An 18,682-nucleotide genomic window follows, 5' to 3' on the forward strand; every position below is an offset into this window, starting at 1 on the left:
CGAGAACAATCACGGCAACTGCCAGGAGCGCAACAGCAATAGAGCTGACAGGAGGTGGGCTGCTCTTCATCATGAGGTTTAGGAGAATTGTTGCGCATACTCCCATTAAATCTCTGCATTTCGGCTAGCGACCATCGTCAGCTATTCAATCCGACTCGACCTCACCAGCTACATCGCTTCCAAGCTGTTCAATGCCGAGTCCGAGCCATGCCTTGTAGCCCTCAGAGTCTTTAGCCCTTAGTGCCATTTGTAGCTCCTGAAATAGAGCCAACGTCATCTGTGTGTCGAGGGTGATTGGTTAAGGGCAGCTGCTTAAAGCATTCCCCGCTTTGGAGAGCCGCAGTCATGTCTTATGCAATGTCCCTAGCTCACACCCTTATTTTAGCGATCTCGTTTTATCTAATTTCTGCTCAATCGTGCCAGGTATCGGATGGCATTTAGGCGTGAATAAAAGGTTGAAAGCGCCAGATAATGCCATAGGTAATGCGGTTGTGCTTGACAAGATTTCTACTATTGTGCACGGCATGTCGTTACCTTTCCAGTAGGCCGGGATCAACGCGTTTGGGCCGCAATTCCTCGCGTTTGGGCCGCATTTATAATTCCTTTATCAAAAACGTCCTCCCAAAAAATTCAACTCTCCTTATGGATCAAATCGTATTCCCCCCTCTTCGTATTCCTCACAAACACTTACGTATAAAACTCTACAATTTCTCTCTCTAGTAATCGCTGCAGTTTGAATCAATCCTGGAATTATCGTTAACGAATTCCCCACCCTTACGTCTCGGTTGCTTGGCGTTGCGGTTAAAGCCTTAATCACAGGTTGTTGTTGAACTTCGTTCCTCATTGCTGTTGTTTTGGGTCCACCAAAACGTAATTTCAAATCAGCAGTCACCCTGGATTCAAAATTTTCGTCATAGGAATAACCAACACCAGCCTGTAGTTGATTGCTGATGTCATATTCCAGCCGTGCTTTAACACCAGATCCTTCAGCATAGTTTTCAAATACTTCTGGGTCTTTCTCACATGTTTGGTAGTAATAACCTGCCAATAAAGACAATGAATTGCTTATGTTGTAATTAACATCAAGACCGACAGTTGTTAACGGCTCTGCTCCAAAGCTACTATTAATCAACGCGACATTGTCTGAGCCATAGCCATATTCCCCAACCGGTATTAATCCATAGACATTCGCACCCCATTGGTTGCTTTGTAGTTCTGCATTCACAGCAACCTGCTGAAAGAACGGTGTTTGTGAATTAAAGACTTCGATTCCATTGGTTGTTGCACCTGTTGCCATCGGTCTGCTGTCATAGCCAGCATTGATGCCATACATCCAAGAGCGGTCACCATTCAGCCAGCGGTAGCCGAAGCGCGTTGAGGTCGAGATGGTGGTGCCAGCAACGGTCGTTTGTCCAATGCTGCTGTAGCTCTCGTAATCAGCGAAATTAGCGTTAGCGAGGACATCAACGAACCAGACGCTGTTGTCTCCAACAGAGAGAGGCAAGAACCCGCCAATACCTGCTTGGTTTGGTGTGCCTGCGCCTTGCAACGCCCCTTGAAAACCAAGGGTTGGCTTGACCACATCAGCCAGGCTGATGCTCATCACACCAAGATCATCAGCACTGCCGTCCTCTTGAGCAATGGCAGGCAGGGAAGCAACAGAGATGGCAGAAGCCAACAGCCCTAGGGAAAGACGACGCAGCATGGAGCGTTGATTTATTGCGCCAAGGATGCCTTGCTTGTGTTGCTGTTGCCCGCTGCAGTAGCCGGTTTCAGCTTTGCTGCTATTTAGCAGGCAATAAAAAACCCCGCTGTTAAGCGAGAGCTGATTGATGTGAAATCCTTGGTTTACTTGGCGTATGACACGCCACGATAGGTGAATGGTGCCTTCTTGGTTGCATCAAAACCAACACCTTTGTGCTGGACATACTGCTTACCACGATAGGTGAGAGTCATTTGAGGTTCCTCAGAAATCCAGGTCCCCGTTCCGTGGCCTGGCGAGTCTGCGCCTCACAGAAGTGAGGTGAACGATGTTTGTAGTTAAGACTACTTTATTTTATAGCAACAACGTCAACGTTTCTGTTGTTCGTACTGTTACACAAGTGAATCGAATCTTTCTATTGGTATCATGACTATACGGAAACGAAAAAAACTCCACCAGTTAGGGCAGGGTTAGAAGGCTTTAACGTTGGTTGCCAGAGCTTCATCAGCAGTGCCACGCTTGCACTTATCAGGCAGCTTGGTCGAAATGATGTCGTCATACAACCCACCCAAGTCCTCACCCGTTGTGGGTACAACACCTCCATAATTTCCCAACGGAACTGCAGGCTCACGCCTAGCTGCCAAGCCATAAGTCTGTCCCGCTCCTCTTCAACCAACAGAGGCACCACTTGCCGTGTCGTTGTCCATCTCTGAATACATAAGCGTTATGTGCACGACCTCCCTGGAGGTCGCACCTGTCCAAGATTTTCTTGTTTGCAGCGCTTTTGCTCACGCCTTGCTTACGGTTAAGGAGGCAGATACAACATTGAGATTGAGTTATTAGACAGAATGCAGATTTGATCTAAGATTGAGTCGAAAGAAGGAACACACCCATCTGCATTAACATGACAACTACAAGCACAATCAAGGTTAAGATTAATGTTCCATTCAGTGAATGGGTCAAAGAATTTGATTCTGAGCTAACACTAGAGCGCCACTCAGAATTTGGTATTCAGCCGTTGTTTCGTGGTGTGAGTCAATCAGATCCCAGTCAAGTCTTGATTGTTCACCAGCATCCCGAGGGGGCCGCAGAGAAGTTCATGGCTAAGTACGCAGATTGGATTGCAAGCCATGGCGTCATGCTTGAGACAGCAGAGGTTTCTACATGGTCAGCAGAGTAGAACTTTATTCAATCCTAGAAAGTAAAGGCGGTAATATTTAAGCCTTTTTAGCAATGACAGCTATCAGCCGTTCATCTAAAGATAGCTGTCTTTTTGATGTGGCGGCGTCGATTTTAATGATGGTTTAAATGACGCATAGTTTTATCTTGAGCCTGCAGCACCGCTCAACAATACACTGCCAATCGATGAGAGGATTAAAGAGCTTGCAGGCCTGAAGAACATTAATACAAGTTTTATGATCAACAAATCCAAGATCTCCACGCGCTTCAACCGGTGATCTTGATTCAATTAAATCCTGGGTAATTCGTCTTGAAACAAGCTCAAATAATAATTGAGCGCCAAGGTGAGCAGCTTGAATTCACGTGGACAACAAAACTTCAGCGTGTGGAAATACCGAAAGCCAAGAATCTCTGATTATTTAGAATATTGATTCGGAAAATTCTTTCTATGCTGAGCTAACCCATAGGCAACCACAGCATCCATTTCTTCTTGCAAACTCATGCTGACTTGCTGATTACCTAAAGCGGCAATAGACTGGATAAAGACAAATCATTGCTAGATGAAAATTCTATTAACACCATTACTTCTTGCTACTGCTTTACCAGCAGTTGCTCAAGTCGAGAAAATAGAAACTGAGTCGTTTGCAGTCCAGCAAGCTCCGATACAGCAAGTGTATCTTTTGCTTATTACACAATCAAATGTCCGAGGCGTGAAATCCTCGGCTCACTCAACCTTCCCAATGCCAGATATCAATCAATGCGAGAAGGAAGGTAAGAGATGGAAGACAACAGTAATAGATGGAATCAATGGCAAGGATAAAAGCTACTATTGCGTCAAAGGTTCAAAGTAAAGGCAATGGCTACCTACACAATCATCCTCAACAAAACAAATGGAGAGACACAAACCCAATGGTCTTCTGAATCCCATGAGGAGATTATGAAACTATGGGAAGAGGAGAAGAACGAACAGGATAAGTTCAGCAAGATTGACATGGAGTTAATTCTTTATAAGGACGATGAAGTGTTAGATGACTATGAGATAATAGATGCTCAACGGGAGTGGATAGTCATTGACTAAAGAACAACTAAACTCATCAACAAAAATGAAAATCCTATTAGCACCACTACTGCTTGCAGTTTCACTGCCAGCCCTTGCTGAGGTTGATCCCAAGATTCATAAGCTTTGCATAGAGGCAAAGGATTACGCAGGTTGCGTGAGAGCCATGAAGGGAGAAATAGTACCATCAGAAAGAACTGGTGTTGGAAATAAATGCCAGTCTCAATTTGCATATATAGGGAATGGAAACTGCCAAAGGGTTGGCTGTAAATATGGATGGTGGTTAACAGGTAGAACTAGTAATAATTCAATAGTTGCAGGCAAAAGCAATTGGAAATGTAAAAGTGTTTTCCGTGGTGGCATTTATTTGTCTGGTTCCTTGATACTCGAAGAGGTAGCACCAGTAGGCTCTGATGAGAATTGTCCACCTATTGAGCCAGAGATAGGGTGGAATAGCTCTTGTGAAAAAGCACCAGCAAACTGGAAAGAAGTTGAGGAGGCAAAGAAACCTAAGTGCGATTTTAAACTTGAAAAATATGATTGCAGCTATAATAACTATTTAGAAGCCAATACTGGAATGAAGAAATGGGCTGAATTGAACCCTGACATGGCAGAACAGGAGCGCATCCGTCTTCACTCAGTTGATTGAATATCTAGCTGTAAAGATGCGGGAAGTTCTTCATATGCTGAGTTAACCCATAAGCAACAACCGCATCCATTTCTTCTTTAGTTGGATTATCTCCAAGGGCAGCTCGTCTAATCTTGTATTCACGGTTGGGATCATCTTGTGATCGTGAATGTGCTTTTGATACTCCAGCGAGATGGCTCTGTGACGAGCCTAAATTGACTTCACCATTGCTTCTATGCGGATATGGGCTTGGAGCTGCTGTAGAGGCATATGAAGCAGGCTCAGGAAGCGCAGGAGGTAGCGGTGCTTCACCTTCAATAATTGGTAATTGAGCTTCATCTAATTTCTGTTGATAAAGACGCTCATTCTCAGCATCTTTTAATTCAATCTCTTTCTTCATTGTTTGGATTTGGCGTAGTTCTTCAGCAGATGGGATGTCTTTACCTAAGACAGCACCAATCACTGGATTTATTAAATAGTCACTAAGAACATCAGCTACTGGTTGCACAAGCATATCGGCTGCAATGCCAGCAACGCCAGTAATGATTGATGCTCTTGGTATTGCTTGTAGACGTACTGAACCTCCCTTCAATACTGGCTTCATTTCATATTGCGGAATCCTTGGTGCTTTGAATTGATTAGTGGGTATAGATGAACGAGGTTGTCCAAAGGCTTGTCTTTGAGCATCCCTAATCATTGATTGCTTTCGCTCTGCAGCTTGACGTAAAAGATTTTTATCTGTCGTTGGTGTTGGCTTATCAATGAACCTTGTATTGGGATTTGCATTCTCCCTTACTTGTCTTGCTGTCTCTCTACCTAAATCAGTAGATAGTTGAGCACCAGAAGGTTGTTGAATTGGTCCTTGGATTAGTTCTTGTTGTGTCGCTGAGGCAGCAGAAGTTGAAGGACGCATTCCCCTTTTCTTCTGATATTTGTTTTTATGCATATGTATTTAGTATTGTTTGATTACCCACTCTTCAATCATTGCTTCTGCATCTTTTTGAGACACGGTAATGATTTTGTCGATACGTGATTTTGCACTATTTGCTATTGAGCCATGACACCAAAATCTGATGCAGGACTCAAGCTTTCTTTCTTGATTCATTCTGTTATGAATAGGGTAGTTTTTTAAATATTCACGAATTGCCTTGTAGCTAAATAACTAGCTAGTTTCGTAACCGCTTCTGAAAGCATGGAAAGGATCTGATCCTGTGCGTGTGGTGTGTATTGATTGAGGAGTTTGTCTAAATAGTCAGGCTCTACTGAGTACAGGAACTCTGAAACAGACTTTTGCGCTGAAAGCTGAAGAGGTTCACTATTATCTTCTGCTGACTTCAAACTCTCATATGCATTCAGATTAATTGATGTATCTGCTTCTTGAGATAGTGGTTTTGTTGATCCCTGAATGGAGCTTTGACGTCTTCCTCGTCTCTCATCGACAATGGCAGGAATTTCTTGTCGAATCTCCTCAAGAGCATGCTTACTCATGATATTTCCATTATCGACATATGCATTTCGGACTTTTGCCTGCCCAACATCATTCATTCGTGATATCTCATATAGAGCTGCTACTCCATACTTGTTTAGGAAATCATGTTGCTCTTCCTTTAGCTGTTGATCTGATTTGTATCCAATGCAATGGTGCAGTCGATTCCATTGATCTGCTTTGAACTTACCAGCTCCCATTAGTTTAGTTACTTTTGAAGGCTTAAATCCAATCTCTTGAAGGGCTTCTCTCAAGCTTTTTGCTAATCGTTTTTTCTCCCAATCCTCCATTTTTAGCGAGTAAAGCTTTACGATCATGTGCAGTGCTGCACCTCCTGCTTTTCTCTCACTTTCCTCTGTTTCCTTATGGAATTGGTGAAGAGTGTCGATGCACTCTTGACCGCAATGCTCAATCAGACTCTGGACGTAAGAGATAAACCTTTGGTCAAGGCTTCCATTCTCGTTCTTTGGTGTAAGTGTTTTAGTGATATTCAATTTAGTAAATCCTTGTAATTTGCTCTTATTTTTTCCCTGGGGAAAAGTTTCAACCACTTACTGGTAACTCTTTGTCCTGATAAATGGTTATGAATGTGTGAAGCACATGTTTATGTATTCACTTAGATTCTGGTTAGGGAAGTGTTGCCGTAGGCTCCGCCTGTAGTACATACTCCGAAACTAGAACTCTTATCATCGTTATATCGATGACATTTCACTTGAGTTCTATGGTGCCGCCGCTGTGTTAAAGCGTCGGGCTAACGGGATCAGATAACGGGTATTACTGCAAGCTGCCTGAAGGCTTGCTCTCCCTAGCGTCTGATAGCGCGGATAACGACTTACTCCCAAAGGGCATTCAGAGTTATCCATTTCTTTTACGTGGTTTCCAATCCACGAGTTTTATTGTCTTTTCTTTGACAAATAATTTGAGATAAGAGAAATCATCCCTGTATACATAAGGGGGTAGATCTCTTCCTGTATACATGTGGGATCTCTTCTCCTCCTATATAAGGGTCGGGTTAGATATCTTCCTGTATACATGTGGGATCCCCCTCTGTATACGGGTGGGATCTCTCTTGCTGTATACATCCGCCCATACCGTTACACTTTCGATTCATGTTTTCTTTCCCTCTCTAAGGGAGCGATTGCTCTTCCTGCATACATATGGGGTTAGATATCTCCCTATATACGGGTGGGATCATTTCTCTTGCACAAGGAAGGCACTTCTCAACAACCCCTATGCTCTTCCTCAGGGCTTGTGAATGTGACAATAGTGGAATGTTATTTTAGCTATTTTAGTTATGCAACTAGCAACTCTGAATCCACAGAAAAAACTGCCGCCACCTAGATTGGAAAAAGTAAATCAAGGTTAATTTTACAAGCTAATCATAATCATTGCAAGAATTAGAATTTACACCCAATGCTTTCATTTGGATAAATTTTCTTTTATCCATTGCTGTGCCTTAATAGGATCAGTAGCGTCAGACAACTCAAAGAGTTCTGCTAACTCTTCTCCAAGTATCAATACTCTTGTAAGGTGATTTGAATATACCAATAGTGCACCTGAGCCACAACCATGAGGATATGAAATGTCTATCTTGGCTTGCAAGTAAGCAGTACCAGTAATTTCAGGCTTAGTCTTGGTTGGATAGAGGCTTAGGGGTTGATAGTCCTCCAGCTCTTTTTCATCTTCAAAGCATATGACAATACTAGATGAAGCCAAGGGCTTTAGCCTTTCTACAGCGAGTGATTCTCTTGTGACTTGCACAATGGAAATACGTTTCGGGAATGGCTTGGGTAATTCATCTTTTGACTCTGCCGACATTCCATTTACAAAAAGCTCTTGCATGGAAATTTGATAATCCAGGGTGCATGAAACTTTCCATCCTTTTAAATTTGCATTTTTCATGTTGAATCAATAGCCAAAGCGCTTCAACATCTTACTCTGCGACTGAGTGTTCTATTCTACTTCTTTAGATCTTATTGCAGCCTTTTCTGCTTTCTCTGATTAGTCTTTATTCATATTTAATTTCATTACGCGTATTTATAATGTGATGTATGTGATGTGTATGCCGCTCTGTGCGGCTTGTGAGTGTGATGCTGGTAAAACGCAGCTCTCGGCTATTTAAGTGGCGCTGTAGGCGATTCTGAGAGAGCTGAGGGGTAGCAAATGAATCTTATAGATGGAATTGCAATTTAGATAAATACGCATTAGTTGTTTTGTTTTAATGTGAGGAGTGCTGTCGATCAGTCCAATAGCTCCATTACGGCTGCCACGTCCGACCAAGAAGGTCTTGTGTAACCCATGACTACTTTTGACATCCCAGTCTGTGTGTGTCTAGTTATTTCATAAAGGAAGTCAGGGGAGATATTTTTGGCTCCTAGCTGGGTGATGACATGAGATCGGATTGCATGGCTTTTGATTCCATATCTTTTCTTACAGTTCACCGACCAGCGATGACTGAACAACTTCAGAGAAGGATCATATGATTTTGGAAAGATCAGTTCATCAGAGGTGTTATTGACTACATCAGGCAGGAATTCTTCTATGACTGCTTTTAGTTTCATGCAGATAGGAACCTTACGTATATCTTTTGCTCCACCTTTCAGCCGTCGTTCAATCGCTTCGGTTTGCCACTCAACAAAGCGGATAGACAAACCCGACATGTCTATATCGGAATATCTCAAGCCTTGGTGATCACTTGCACGACAGCCTGTATAAAGCTGCAGGAAGAATCCAAGATCTTTTACTTGAAGAGCTTTGGCCTTTGCTTGTTTAACAAGTTCAGGATCTAACGCATCATCTTTGATTGATTCTTTTAGTTTCTTTTTCAGGCCAGACCAGACGTTGGTTTGAACTTCACCTGCATCAATAGCCCAAGTCCAGAAGGCAAGGATTGTTCCAAGTTCTGTCTTGACACTTGAAGGTTTCTTTTGCTCTAGGAGGTGGTCCTTGTATTCAGCTGCTTGCTTGCGGTCTATTCCAGCCAGGTAGTCACTGCCATACCAATCAGCCAACCGTTTAAGACGACCTCTCCAGGACAGCTCTGTAGTAGCGGCAGGCGCCTCAGCCTTGAGTCTTCGGTCTATCCACTTCAGATAGCTGCTAGAGCCGCTTAGAGAGGCTTTTAGCTGCTCATGGAGCTTGGGCTGAGGCTCATAAGGCAAACCCTGCTGCTCAAGCTCATCACGGCTGTAGAGCACTGAGTTGATCTGGTCCTCATTGAGACCAACGCTTTTAAGACGGTCTTCGAGATGGATCAGAAAGCTTTCGTCAACCTCAGGACCACCGTCTTGCTCGAACTGCTGACCTATTGGATCTAAGCCGCGCTTGTCTTGGAAGAGCTTGTCGATCTCCAGAACAATCCGAGTTCGGTTCTTGAGAGCTTCTGCATGCGTCTTGCCAGCCTTCCTGACCACGGCGCTGGTACCCATGACCTTCCTGAGCGGATTAGGGACAGCAACACGTATGTAGAAGCCGCTACGACCTGGGATAGTTGTGATGGCGCCCAAAGCAGCACTGTATCTACAAGGTGTACCTACAGTAGCCCAATAGAACCCTGTCCACCACTAGCAGCAATCGTTTTCGTCAGTTATGCAAATCGCCAGCTGGAATGTCAATTCAGTGCGAACCCGACTGGATCATGTTCTGAATTGGCTTGAACACTCGCAAGCAGACCTGCTGGCCTTGCAGGAAACCAAGGTGGATGATCCTCAATTTCCGTTAGAGCCCTTTCTCCAGAGGGGATATGAAGTTCAGTTTTACGGACAGAAGGCCTACAACGGCGTTGCACTGATCAGTCGCACACCCGTTGAAGACGTGCGGATGGGTTTCAGCGCAGAGCTCATTGACGACACAGAGGCGGAGGAGCTTAGCGCTCAAAAACGCGTCATCAGCGCACTCATCGATGGCGTTCGAGTGGTGAATTTGTACGTCCCCAATGGATCGAGTCTCAGCTCGGATAAATACAACTACAAACTCAAATGGCTGTCCTGCCTCGAGCGCTACCTCAGGGCCATCCAAACCAGAGACGAACCTCTCTGCGTGGTGGGGGATTTCAATATCGGGCTTGAAGCGCGAGACCTACCTGATCCGGATCGCTTGTCCGGAGGGATCATGGCCTCAGATCGCGAACGGGACGCGTTGAGAGCGGCCTTAGGTCCTGATCTTCAAGACGCCTTTCGTCTGTTTGAACCCAACAGCGGCCATTGGAGCTGGTGGGATTACCGCAGTGGTGCTTGGGACCGAGATCGTGGCTGGCGCATCGATCACGTGTATCTCGATGAAACACTTCGGGGGGTGGCGCGGAGCTGTTCGATCGACAAGCAAGAACGAGGACGGATCCAACCCAGCGACCACGCACCTGTGGTGGTTGACCTGGCCTGGGACTTAGAGGACGACGATGACGTTTAAGACTGATTTCAATACACAATCGCTTCTTCGGGAAGCGTTTTCCCTTCAACCTGCAACTGCACGGAACGTCGCATTGACTCGCCACAGCTCTGTGGTGTTGGAAAAATTTTTCCGGGATTGGCACGGCCAAGCGGATCAAAAGCAAGCCGAACCCATTGCATGCTGACCAGATCATCAGCGCTGAACATTTGGTCGAGATAACAGCGCTTATCGCTGCCAACTCCGTGTTCTCCGCTAATGCTGCCACCCACCTCAAGGCAAAGATGCATGATCGCGCCTCCGAGTGCCTTTACCCGTTCATTCACACCCGGCTCTGATGCGCGATACAGGATCAGCGGATGCAGGTTGCCATCTCCGGCATGAAACACATTGGCCACCACCAGACCATGGTCCGCACTGAGTTGATCGATCGCCTTAAGAACCCTGGGAAGAGCCGTACGTGGCACCACCCCATCCTGGAGGTAATAGCTGGGGTATTGCCTGCCAAGCGCTGAGATGGCACTTTTTCGTCCTTTCCAGAGACGGGCACGATCCTCTTCACTCCAGGCCTCACGGATATCGCCGGCCCCAGCCTCTCGACAAAGAGACGAGGTGACCGTGACGGCTTGCTGGACCTCCGGTTCCTGGCCATCAAGCTCAATCAATAAAACAGCTCCAGCCTCCGGCGGATACTCCTCTTCTCCAAACGCTTCATTCACCGCTTTGATGCAGGTTTGATCCATGATTTCCAGCCCAGCCGGTAACACCCCAGCGCGAGTGATCAAGCGCACAGCCTCTCCAGCGGCTTGCATTGACGGAAAATCTGCGAGCAAAACACCAACGGCATCGGGAGCACGCAGCAAGCGAAGCGTGATTGCCGTGGCGATTCCAAGCGTGCCCTCACTGCCAATAAACACGCCCCGCAGATCCAGCTCAGCCGCATCGCATAACGAGGTTCCAAGGCGCGTGGGTGTGCCATCCGGCAGCACAACATCCAAGGCGAGCACGTGGTTGCTGGTGACGCCGTACTTCAAGCAATGCACACCACCTGAATTTTCAGCGACATTGCCTCCGATGCTGCAGACCACCTGACTCGAAGGATCTGGGGCGTAATAAAAGCCATCACCAACCACCGCACGGCTCACCCAACTATTAATCACACCGGGCTCCACCGTGATCGTCTGATTCTCGAGATCAATCTTGAGAATTCGGCGCATACGGCTGGTCACAACCAACAGCGCTTCTTGCTCCACCAACGCACCACCTGAAAGCCCAGTGCCACTCCCTCGAGCCACAAAAGGAATGCCCTGGCGATGGCAACAGGCCAAGATTTTGGCTACCTGATCGGCCGTTTCTGGCAACACCGCAAGCTTCGGCATGTGCCGATCCATGGTGAGACCATCACAGTCGTAAGTCAGCAATTCCTGGCGCCTTGCGACGACTGATTTCGACGGGAGGAACCCTCTCAATTCCCGCTCAAGCGCTGGCCAGTCGTAATTCACGGATGACGTGCCGAACTTCAGCAACCTAGGCAGTTTTGTCAGCAATTCTTAGGCTTCAACTACATAAAAAACACATCGGGCCGTTCTTGGGTCAAGATGTTGCACGGTTTGCAACTGCCCTTTGGCTCCCGTCCCCGTGACTGCTTCCACTCTGAACACCAGCCACTCCGAGGCCATCTTCAATGCGGCCAAGGCTCTGATGCCCGGGGGCGTGAGCTCTCCGGTGCGCGCCTTCAAGTCAGTCGGCGGACAACCCATCGTGTTCGATCGGGTCAAAGGGCCTTATGCCTGGGATGTCGATGGCAATAAATATGTGGATTACATCGGCAGTTGGGGACCAGCCATCTGCGGTCATGCCCATCCAGAGGTCATTAGCGCTCTCCAAGAAGCCATCGAGAAAGGCACGAGCTTTGGTGCTCCTTGCGCTTTAGAAAACACCCTGGCGGAGATGGTGATTGAAGCCGTCCCAAGCGTGGAGATGGTGCGCTTCGTGAACAGCGGCACAGAAGCCTGCATGTCGATGCTGCGCTTGATTCGCGCGTTCACTGGGCGCGACAAGATCATCAAGTTCGAGGGCTGTTACCACGGCCATGCGGACATGTTCCTCGTCAAGGCTGGGTCCGGTGTGGCAACGCTCGGCCTACCCGATTCCCCCGGAGTGCCACGGAGCACGACAGCCAACACGTTGACCGCTCCTTACAACGATTTGGAATCGGTGAAGCAGCTCTTCGCTGAAAACCCCGACGCGATCGCCGGAGTGATTCTCGAACCGATTGTTGGCAACGCAGGGTTCATCCAACCTGAGCCAGGATTTTTGGAGGGGTTGCGAGAACTCACCAAAGAAAACGGCGCACTTCTGGTCTTCGATGAAGTGATGACTGGTTTCCGCATCAGCTACGGAGGAGCTCAAGCTCATTTTGGAGTGACTCCAGATCTCACCACGATGGGGAAAGTGATTGGTGGAGGTTTACCCGTTGGGGCCTATGGCGGTCGCAAAGACATCATGGAGATGGTGGCTCCAGCTGGTCCTATGTATCAAGCAGGGACGCTGAGCGGCAATCCATTAGCGATGACGGCTGGAATCAAAACACTCGAGTTGCTCAAGCAGCCAGGAAGTTACGAGAAACTGACTGCCACAACAGAACGCTTGATTCAAGGAATCCTCGATGCGGGCCGTGAGGCAGGGCTTCCGATCACCGGGGGCAGCGTTGGCGCCATGTTTGGTTTCTTCCTCTGTGAAGGTCCAGTTCGCAATTTCGAAGAAGCGAAAACAACCGATTCCGTACGATTTGGACAGCTGCACCGAGCGATGCTGGAACGCGGTGTTTACCTTGCACCGTCTGCATTTGAAGCGGGCTTCACGTCGCTTGCCCACTCCGATGAAGACATCGACGCGACCATCAAGGCATTCCGAGAAAGCTTCTCTGCAATCGCCTGAAACAAGTGAAGATCACGGCTCTAAGTATCGCGAATGCGATGCTGAGCTTGGGTCTTTTGATGACTGAAGCACACGCAAACGAAACGGAAACAGCTCAACCACCACCTGCTTGGGTTGATTTAACTCTGGATTTCACGGCCCAACCGGTGGTGGGAATTGCAGGAGGACTGGAACCTTCAGCCAGCAGTTGGATCCAACAAGTTGCGGCAGGACTCACCCTCGGCACTGGCCTAAACAAAAATCGAAGCAACTGGACAGGCTTCGATCACTGGCAAATACAGCTGGAACTGAATCAGTTCACAGGCAATCCAAAACTCAATGAACAGCTAGGGACGGACTATCCCCTTCAAAGCCTGGTAGTTCCCACTGGCACCTGGATTACACAAGCATCCTTGGAACGAATAGAGGGAGAAAACAAAATCGACTGGAGCATGAATGCTGGAGTGATTTCGATCGAAAACAATGTAATGGAGATACCAGCTCTTGATTACTACACAAATGACACCTTAAACACACCTTACAACGTATCGATCATTGGCCTTCCAATCACTCCACTTGTCGCACTAGGGGCACAAATAGGATGGCATCATGAACAGCTTGGGAGCTTCGATTACGCGTACTACAACTTAAACAAGACACATCAAATTGCTGCTTCACTAGGCGTTAAGCCGTTAACGCCGAAGCTCCAAGGTGATCTTCAAATCTTCCAATGGTCGATGTATCCATGGATCGATTCTCAACAGTCAAACACGGAAGAATCAGAACAAAACCTGCCAGACCCTCTCATTCAACTAGGCGGCTATTCAGCAACCACCGACCTAGACATAACGCAAAGCACAAACTTAGGTGATGGCAGCAATCATGGTATTTACGGAACGATCACACGGCCATTATCCCTACCCATTGGAAACGACAACCGAATCTGGATCTCCAGTAGTCTCAGCTTGAACCCAAACAACAACCCCTTAATCAGCTATGTAGCCGGGGGACTCCTCAGCCAAGGGATCCTCCCTGGCAGGCCCTTGGATGTGCTGGCCCTAGGCGTGAACAGAAACGGATTCAGCCAAAGCATTACTCCCAACCATAGTTATGAAGGAGTGATTGAACTCAACTACAAGATTCAAATCTCTGATCGCCTGCAAATACAGCCACTCATGCAGTGGATCATCAACCCTTCTGGGATAGGATCTCTGCCAACAATCTGGGCAACAGGTGCGCAATTAAACCTGTCAATATAATGTAAAATAAAAAACATGAGTTAACCCTTCCACTTTGATAAAATCAGGATGGTTTTCAATCGCCCTAAACGCAACAGCGCTGCTGCTATTAGAAGGCGGAATACGCATCGCTTCCGCAGAAACGATTACACTAACCCTAAGCAACGGCGACAAGATTCAAGGCAAATTAGTTAAGAGTGAAAGCACTGATACGGTTACGGTCATTGACCATCCAAGCTTGGGAAAACTAAAAATTCAATCAACAGCCCTGAAAGCCAAACCCAAAAAAAAGCGATGGACAGGAAGCTTTTCAGCAGGAATTACAGGATCGAATACAGATCGAGATAAAGACCTAGACAGCACATCTCAACTCATCACGCAATATAGGGATGAAGTCAACCTGTTTTCCTTTAAAGCCAATACAGAATATGGGTTTTCAAAAAGTGCAGGCGAACAGGAAGGGGCTACTGACACGAATCAAGGACAACTAGACCTACGCTATTCGTACACTTTTTCAGGAAAAACGAATGCCTATATTTCAAATATTTACGACTATGACACCCTTAATCAGGTAGGAGCAAATAATCTTGTTAATTCAATTGGACTTGGATACGATCTCATAAAAACCAACACTACAACCCTCAATGTATCCGCGGGGCCTTCGGTACAGACCATCTGGGGCGGAAAATTCTGCACACGTGACAAGTACTGTGGAAATACATTTGCAGCAAGTAGCGCACGAATTAGCTTTGACTGGGATCCAAACAATTACTTCAATCTTTCACTAAGCAATCAATTCACGGGGGCCTATATAGACGACCTCTCTCCAAGTAATAACTTTTCAGGAACAATCAAGATTTATCCTTTGGGAGACAAGAAGTTGTTCACATCTCTGAATGGCCAGCTCATCTACAACTCACTTACATCTCCTCAAATTGACAATAGCTTTTCATTACAACTTGGCACCCAGCTTTTTTAATTTTATTCAGCGATAGTTTTCAAATTGAAGCGGAACATCTAATTCTTCCTCTTTGCTTTTCACGAGTTGAATCGCTACCTGAAGGTCGTCCTTACTTTTACCAGTAATACGAAGACTTTCCCCTTGGATAGCAACCGTGACCTTTTTCAATTCATCACGAACCATTTTGCTCAGCTTTTTCGCAAGCTCTTGACTAAGGCCCTTTCGCAATTGAATGACCTGCTTCACGCGATTCCCACCCACAGCCTCAGGAGTTTGGAAGTCAAAAATCTTTAAAGAAAGATCTCGCTTCGTCGCTTTAGTCCGCAAGATATCTTCGACAGCCTGCAATGTCATGTCACTCGCCGTGGTGATCACCACTTCCGTTTCCGCTAGATCAATTTCTGTGCCGGAGTCCTTAAGGTCATAACGATTTCCAACATCCCGGCGGACTTGATCCAGAGTATTGACCAGCTCCTGGCGGTCAAAATCAGAAACCACATCAAATGAATATGACGCCATAGTGCTGTGCTGCGTTTCCGAACAGATCTTTGCTCAACTTACTCACGTTGAGCGATCATGGCAGGGTTAATAAACAAACGCACAGCATCACTGTTGCTTTTGGTGCTACAAACCAGAGTGTTTCAAGACCCCAAGCCGTAAGCAGATGCAACATCCATTCCACAACATCGCAAGCGATGTCACTCGGTAGTAGTCCAACGTGGATCTAAACTATCGAAAAGTAAGAATTAAAAAACTTGCAAATGATTGTTATGAACACAATCTCAAACCTAATTTATAATTAGGAAAGGCTTACCAACGTAAAATCTCAGGCTCTTCATGACAACACCACTCGATCAGGCTCGCATCATTGCCGATGAAATGGAAAACCTTGCTGATCAGCTGAAGCCTGACGTGATTCGAGCCGCTCGAGCTGATGAGGAAGGGCGCAAGAATCTCGATCGTCTTGAATATGCCCTTGGAACGATTGGGAAAGCACTCATCCTCACTGACTACAGCGTAGATGAACAAAAAGATCTCGATAAACTCGAAGCGTTCAGGGAACTGCATGGAAAGCGCTGACGTCCTAAGACATTCTGCTCGGGCTAGCGACCAGGCTATGGATTAGACCCATCGGATGCAGCTTGCTCTAAATCTTTCCAAGTCAATTCAATCAGGGGCAGCGCTTCATCAATTTCTGTTTTCAAGACTGAAGCCTCATCAGTCAGCCCCTGCTCGATCAGCTGCTGGTATTTCTTGTATTGGTTGACCCAAATCAGGATCGTGGGGGTGCTGTTCGTCATGCGTCTAGTGTGGCGCGACATTTCAAAACATCCCTTAGACAGAGGATGTCAGTGAAATGTCATTGAGCATCAAATCAAGACCAAAGCTAATCGATTTATATGCTGATAAGGCCTGGATGCTCGAGACCTCCCTTATTAATGAGCGCGTCAATCCTGACATCAACGAGTGCTGGTAACGGATCTCAGCTGAAATGGCGTTCCGATAGCCAATGGAGCCCAACCATCAAAGTGTTTTCAAAGACACAGTTCTGAACCCGAGCATGCAAAACATTGAAAGACAATCCAAGGCGTCAGAACAATCTGATCAATCAGATCAACAAATCAAAAGCATGAAACAACTTTCAAGCAATCCAACCATTCCTTCCAACACAATTCTCACTCAAATTCTCATTCAACTGTATTGATTGAGCAAGAAACAACCCCAAACAAAACACTAGAAGTCATGTTTTTCCCCCTCAACCACCATCGCAACCAATAAAGGCCAGTAGCGATAACTCGATCGAATCAAGAGGGCCCAAATGAACCAGAGAAGCCAAAAATTCACGCTTTCATCAGCGGCCTGACGACAGTCCTGCTGCAACCGCTTCGCCACAGAACCTGATAGTTGCTCTTGCAAGGAGCGATTCATTGCTGAACACACCCTCCCGACGGGAAGGCGGAACAATTCTGCAGAGAGCCAGGCCGGAGCTAATGCCACTGGGATAGCAACCAACCATCTACCGACAAATCGCTCTAGAGAACGACTCGGCACGATGCGTCTCGGTTTGGGAGAGGGCATCAAACGCCAATCCAGACGCGCACTGTCCTGAAATTAGAAAAGGCTGGACAACAAGACCAGCGCATTGACATCAAGCGAAAACTTTTCCGCCGATGACGCGTTGATGAACCACGCTGCTCAAGGCTTAAGGACTGACTATCACGCAGCTTGATTCGAGAAAGTCAGGATGCTGGCGTCGATAGCTGGCGGCATCATCTGCCCAAAACTCACTCCAGCCGGCAGTTCCCACGTAATTGGTGTAAAGCCATACGCCGTTTCGCCCGAAGTTCATCCAAGGACTTTCTGGTGTTTGACTGATGGGGCTGAAAAATGTCATTGATCCTCCACTCATGGTGCCTGACCAACGTTGATCGCCATAAACAACGACCGCTTTTGTTGGATGTGCCCTGGAACGATCCACACTCACCTCACCTAGTGATCCGCAGCGATACCTCACCGGCTCCAAGGCGATGGCACGTAAAGGGAGAGTCCATACAACCGCAAGCAATGACCAACGGGCAATTTTGTTCCAAAACATCATTGCCGACAAGAAAGAGATAATCATCACATAACCGATTACCAGTACATTTCCGGCTATTGAGGATATAAATAGGCAAAAGCCCCACAATCAGGACAACAATTTACGTTCCAGAACGCCAACTAGGACTGCCAGACAAAATCACATTGACGAACATTCTATGCCCCCGAAATACAATTAGCTTGTGACGCAACTTAGATCACGGAACTTTCTTTCAGGTCGGATTTTTTAGCCATCTATTATGATGTTTTGCGCTTAAATGTATAGCAGCCTCCGTGGTACCCAGTGAAGGGTTGCGCATAGGTAATCAGCTCCCATCCTTGCTGTCCAAGCTCATTCATTAATCCCACCAAAGTGACCTCATGCTGTGGATTCCTTCGAGAGATCAACTGCTTTTCATCAAGCCAAAGCTCTTCTATTTCTCCAGTCCACGACTTTCCTTTCGGAACAAAACGCAATTGCGTGTATTCCCACGTCATTGAGGTCAGCCGACACCGTGATGACTGTAAAGCAAGGATCGAGCTGACTAA

21 protein-coding genes are annotated in these 18,682 nt (G+C 46.7%); 9 read left to right on the forward strand and 12 right to left on the reverse strand.

Translation table 11 applies throughout. The features are described from left to right. Positions 1–145 precede the first annotated feature (145 nt). Both SynSYN20_RS14535 and SynSYN20_RS10395 read right to left on the reverse strand, forming a co-directional pair. Positions 146–277 (reverse strand): hypothetical protein, encoded by a 132-nt coding sequence (locus SynSYN20_RS14535; protein ID WP_255476241.1) that lies wholly within the window; start codon positions 275–277, stop codon positions 146–148. Positions 278–640: 363 nt separating this feature from the next. Continuing rightward, positions 641–1,705 (reverse strand): carbamoyl-phosphate synthase, encoded by a 1,065-nt coding sequence (locus SynSYN20_RS10395; protein ID WP_255476242.1) that lies wholly within the window; start codon positions 1,703–1,705, stop codon positions 641–643. Positions 1,706–2,606: 901 nt separating this feature from the next. Here SynSYN20_RS10395 and SynSYN20_RS10400 point away from each other — a divergent pair. The 4 genes from SynSYN20_RS10400 to SynSYN20_RS10415 all read left to right on the forward strand — a co-directional run bounded on the left by SynSYN20_RS10400 (position 2,607) and on the right by SynSYN20_RS10415 (position 4,587). After that, positions 2,607–2,882: a DUF3764 family protein gene (locus SynSYN20_RS10400; protein ID WP_186523546.1), complete on the forward strand. Its 276-nt coding sequence runs from the start codon at positions 2,607–2,609 to the stop codon at positions 2,880–2,882. A 559-nt stretch (positions 2,883–3,441) separates the two neighbouring features. Next, positions 3,442–3,732, forward strand: coding sequence for a hypothetical protein (locus tag SynSYN20_RS10405; RefSeq protein ID WP_186523548.1), 291 nt, complete (start codon positions 3,442–3,444; stop codon positions 3,730–3,732). Positions 3,733–3,737: 5 nt separating this feature from the next. Beyond that, positions 3,738–3,959, forward strand: coding sequence for a hypothetical protein (locus SynSYN20_RS10410; protein WP_186523550.1), 222 nt, complete (start codon positions 3,738–3,740; stop codon positions 3,957–3,959). Further along, complete coding sequence (locus tag SynSYN20_RS10415) at positions 3,952–4,587, forward strand: hypothetical protein (RefSeq protein WP_186523552.1); 636 nt, start codon at positions 3,952–3,954, stop codon at positions 4,585–4,587. Before SynSYN20_RS10410 ends, SynSYN20_RS10415 begins: the two co-directional genes overlap by 8 nt. Positions 4,588–4,591: 4 nt before the next feature. Here SynSYN20_RS10415 and SynSYN20_RS10420 read toward each other — a convergent pair whose 3' ends face one another. The 4 genes from SynSYN20_RS10420 to SynSYN20_RS10435 all read right to left on the reverse strand — a co-directional run bounded on the left by SynSYN20_RS10420 (position 4,592) and on the right by SynSYN20_RS10435 (position 9,480). Further along, the gene (locus SynSYN20_RS10420) at positions 4,592–5,512 is read right to left on the reverse strand and encodes a hypothetical protein (RefSeq protein WP_186523554.1); all 921 of its coding nucleotides are present in this window, start codon (positions 5,510–5,512) and stop codon (positions 4,592–4,594) included. Between the two features lie 182 nt (positions 5,513–5,694). Beyond that, entirely contained in the window at positions 5,695–6,603 is a 909-nt protein-coding gene (locus SynSYN20_RS10425) for a hypothetical protein (protein WP_186523556.1), read from the reverse strand. Between the two features lie 868 nt (positions 6,604–7,471). Further along, positions 7,472–7,954, reverse strand: coding sequence for a hypothetical protein (locus SynSYN20_RS10430; RefSeq protein ID WP_186523558.1), 483 nt, complete (start codon positions 7,952–7,954; stop codon positions 7,472–7,474). 338 nt (positions 7,955–8,292) lie between these two features. Further along, positions 8,293–9,480 carry a tyrosine-type recombinase/integrase gene (locus SynSYN20_RS10435; RefSeq protein WP_186523566.1) on the reverse strand — a complete coding sequence of 396 codons (1,188 nt, stop codon included), beginning with the start codon at positions 9,478–9,480 and terminating at the stop codon, positions 8,293–8,295. Positions 9,481–9,640: 160 nt separating this feature from the next. Between SynSYN20_RS10435 and xth the strand changes: the two genes are divergently transcribed. After that, entirely contained in the window at positions 9,641–10,459 is an 819-nt protein-coding gene (gene xth / locus SynSYN20_RS10440; RefSeq protein WP_186523567.1) for an exodeoxyribonuclease III, read from the forward strand. An 8-nt stretch (positions 10,460–10,467) separates the two neighbouring features. Here xth and SynSYN20_RS10445 read toward each other — a convergent pair whose 3' ends face one another. Continuing rightward, entirely contained in the window at positions 10,468–11,940 is a 1,473-nt protein-coding gene (locus SynSYN20_RS10445) for an FAD-linked oxidase C-terminal domain-containing protein (RefSeq protein WP_186525587.1), read from the reverse strand. 136 nt (positions 11,941–12,076) lie between these two features. On the opposite strand from SynSYN20_RS10445, the gene hemL reads away from it, so the two are divergent. From hemL to SynSYN20_RS10460, 3 genes are read left to right on the forward strand one after another with little or no spacing between them, the layout of a single operon-like run. Then, positions 12,077–13,378 carry a glutamate-1-semialdehyde 2,1-aminomutase gene (gene hemL / locus SynSYN20_RS10450; RefSeq protein ID WP_186523568.1) on the forward strand — a complete coding sequence of 434 codons (1,302 nt, stop codon included), beginning with the start codon at positions 12,077–12,079 and terminating at the stop codon, positions 13,376–13,378. A 59-nt stretch (positions 13,379–13,437) separates the two neighbouring features. Continuing rightward, the gene (locus tag SynSYN20_RS10455; protein ID WP_255476243.1) at positions 13,438–14,616 is read left to right on the forward strand and encodes a carbohydrate porin; all 1,179 of its coding nucleotides are present in this window, start codon (positions 13,438–13,440) and stop codon (positions 14,614–14,616) included. 34 nt (positions 14,617–14,650) lie between these two features. After that, positions 14,651–15,574, forward strand: coding sequence for a DUF481 domain-containing protein (locus SynSYN20_RS10460; protein ID WP_186523569.1), 924 nt, complete (start codon positions 14,651–14,653; stop codon positions 15,572–15,574). A 6-nt stretch (positions 15,575–15,580) separates the two neighbouring features. On the opposite strand, the gene SynSYN20_RS10465 is transcribed toward SynSYN20_RS10460, so the two are convergent. Next, positions 15,581–16,075, reverse strand: coding sequence for a YajQ family cyclic di-GMP-binding protein (locus SynSYN20_RS10465; protein WP_186523570.1), 495 nt, complete (start codon positions 16,073–16,075; stop codon positions 15,581–15,583). A gap of 318 nt (positions 16,076–16,393) precedes the next feature. Here SynSYN20_RS10465 and SynSYN20_RS10470 point away from each other — a divergent pair, with 318 nt between their 5' ends. Next, entirely contained in the window at positions 16,394–16,636 is a 243-nt protein-coding gene (locus SynSYN20_RS10470; RefSeq protein WP_186523571.1) for a hypothetical protein, read from the forward strand. 35 nt (positions 16,637–16,671) lie between these two features. Here SynSYN20_RS10470 and SynSYN20_RS10475 read toward each other — a convergent pair whose 3' ends face one another. The 4 genes from SynSYN20_RS10475 to SynSYN20_RS14540 all read right to left on the reverse strand — a co-directional run bounded on the left by SynSYN20_RS10475 (position 16,672) and on the right by SynSYN20_RS14540 (position 18,631). After that, entirely contained in the window at positions 16,672–16,857 is a 186-nt protein-coding gene (locus tag SynSYN20_RS10475; protein WP_255476244.1) for a hypothetical protein, read from the reverse strand. A 433-nt stretch (positions 16,858–17,290) separates the two neighbouring features. After that, positions 17,291–17,635: a hypothetical protein gene (locus tag SynSYN20_RS10480; protein WP_186523573.1), complete on the reverse strand. Its 345-nt coding sequence runs from the start codon at positions 17,633–17,635 to the stop codon at positions 17,291–17,293. Between the two features lie 124 nt (positions 17,636–17,759). Further along, a complete protein-coding gene (locus tag SynSYN20_RS10485) occupies positions 17,760–18,152 on the reverse strand; it encodes a hypothetical protein (protein ID WP_186523574.1) in 393 nt (130 codons plus the stop codon). A gap of 239 nt (positions 18,153–18,391) precedes the next feature. Next, on the reverse strand, positions 18,392–18,631 hold the full coding sequence (locus SynSYN20_RS14540; protein ID WP_186589060.1) for a hypothetical protein: 240 nt from the start codon (positions 18,629–18,631) through the stop codon (positions 18,392–18,394). Positions 18,632–18,682 lie beyond the last annotated feature (51 nt).

Origin of the sequence: Synechococcus sp. SYN20, assembly GCF_014279555.1 — a bacterium.
GTDB lineage: Bacteria > Cyanobacteriota > Cyanobacteriia > PCC-6307 > Cyanobiaceae > Synechococcus_C.

Bases quoted from the DNA above. Each gene is read 5' to 3' on its own strand.
- SynSYN20_RS14535 (WP_255476241.1), bottom strand. From the start codon at position 277: ATGACGTTGGCTCTATTTCAGGAGCTACAAATGGCACTAAGGGCTAAA.
- SynSYN20_RS10395 (WP_255476242.1), bottom strand. From the start codon at position 1,705: ATGCTGCGTCGTCTTTCCCTAGGGCTGTTGGCTTCTGCCATCTCTGTT.
- SynSYN20_RS10400 (WP_186523546.1), top strand. From the start codon at position 2,607: ATGACAACTACAAGCACAATCAAGGTTAAGATTAATGTTCCATTCAGT.
- SynSYN20_RS10405 (WP_186523548.1), top strand. From the start codon at position 3,442: ATGAAAATTCTATTAACACCATTACTTCTTGCTACTGCTTTACCAGCA.
- SynSYN20_RS10410 (WP_186523550.1), top strand. From the start codon at position 3,738: ATGGCTACCTACACAATCATCCTCAACAAAACAAATGGAGAGACACAA.
- SynSYN20_RS10420 (WP_186523554.1), bottom strand. From the start codon at position 5,512: ATGCATAAAAACAAATATCAGAAGAAAAGGGGAATGCGTCCTTCAACT.
- SynSYN20_RS10430 (WP_186523558.1), bottom strand. From the start codon at position 7,954: ATGAAAAATGCAAATTTAAAAGGATGGAAAGTTTCATGCACCCTGGAT.
- SynSYN20_RS10435 (WP_186523566.1), bottom strand. From the start codon at position 9,480: ATGGGTACCAGCGCCGTGGTCAGGAAGGCTGGCAAGACGCATGCAGAA.
- xth (WP_186523567.1), top strand. From the start codon at position 9,641: ATGCAAATCGCCAGCTGGAATGTCAATTCAGTGCGAACCCGACTGGAT.
- SynSYN20_RS10455 (WP_255476243.1), top strand. From the start codon at position 13,438: ATGACTGAAGCACACGCAAACGAAACGGAAACAGCTCAACCACCACCT.
- SynSYN20_RS10465 (WP_186523570.1), bottom strand. From the start codon at position 16,075: ATGGCGTCATATTCATTTGATGTGGTTTCTGATTTTGACCGCCAGGAG.
- SynSYN20_RS10470 (WP_186523571.1), top strand. From the start codon at position 16,394: ATGACAACACCACTCGATCAGGCTCGCATCATTGCCGATGAAATGGAA.
- SynSYN20_RS10475 (WP_255476244.1), bottom strand. From the start codon at position 16,857: ATGACGAACAGCACCCCCACGATCCTGATTTGGGTCAACCAATACAAG.
- SynSYN20_RS10480 (WP_186523573.1), bottom strand. From the start codon at position 17,635: ATGCCCTCTCCCAAACCGAGACGCATCGTGCCGAGTCGTTCTCTAGAG.
- SynSYN20_RS10485 (WP_186523574.1), bottom strand. From the start codon at position 18,152: ATGTTTTGGAACAAAATTGCCCGTTGGTCATTGCTTGCGGTTGTATGG.
- SynSYN20_RS14540 (WP_186589060.1), bottom strand. From the start codon at position 18,631: ATGACGTGGGAATACACGCAATTGCGTTTTGTTCCGAAAGGAAAGTCG.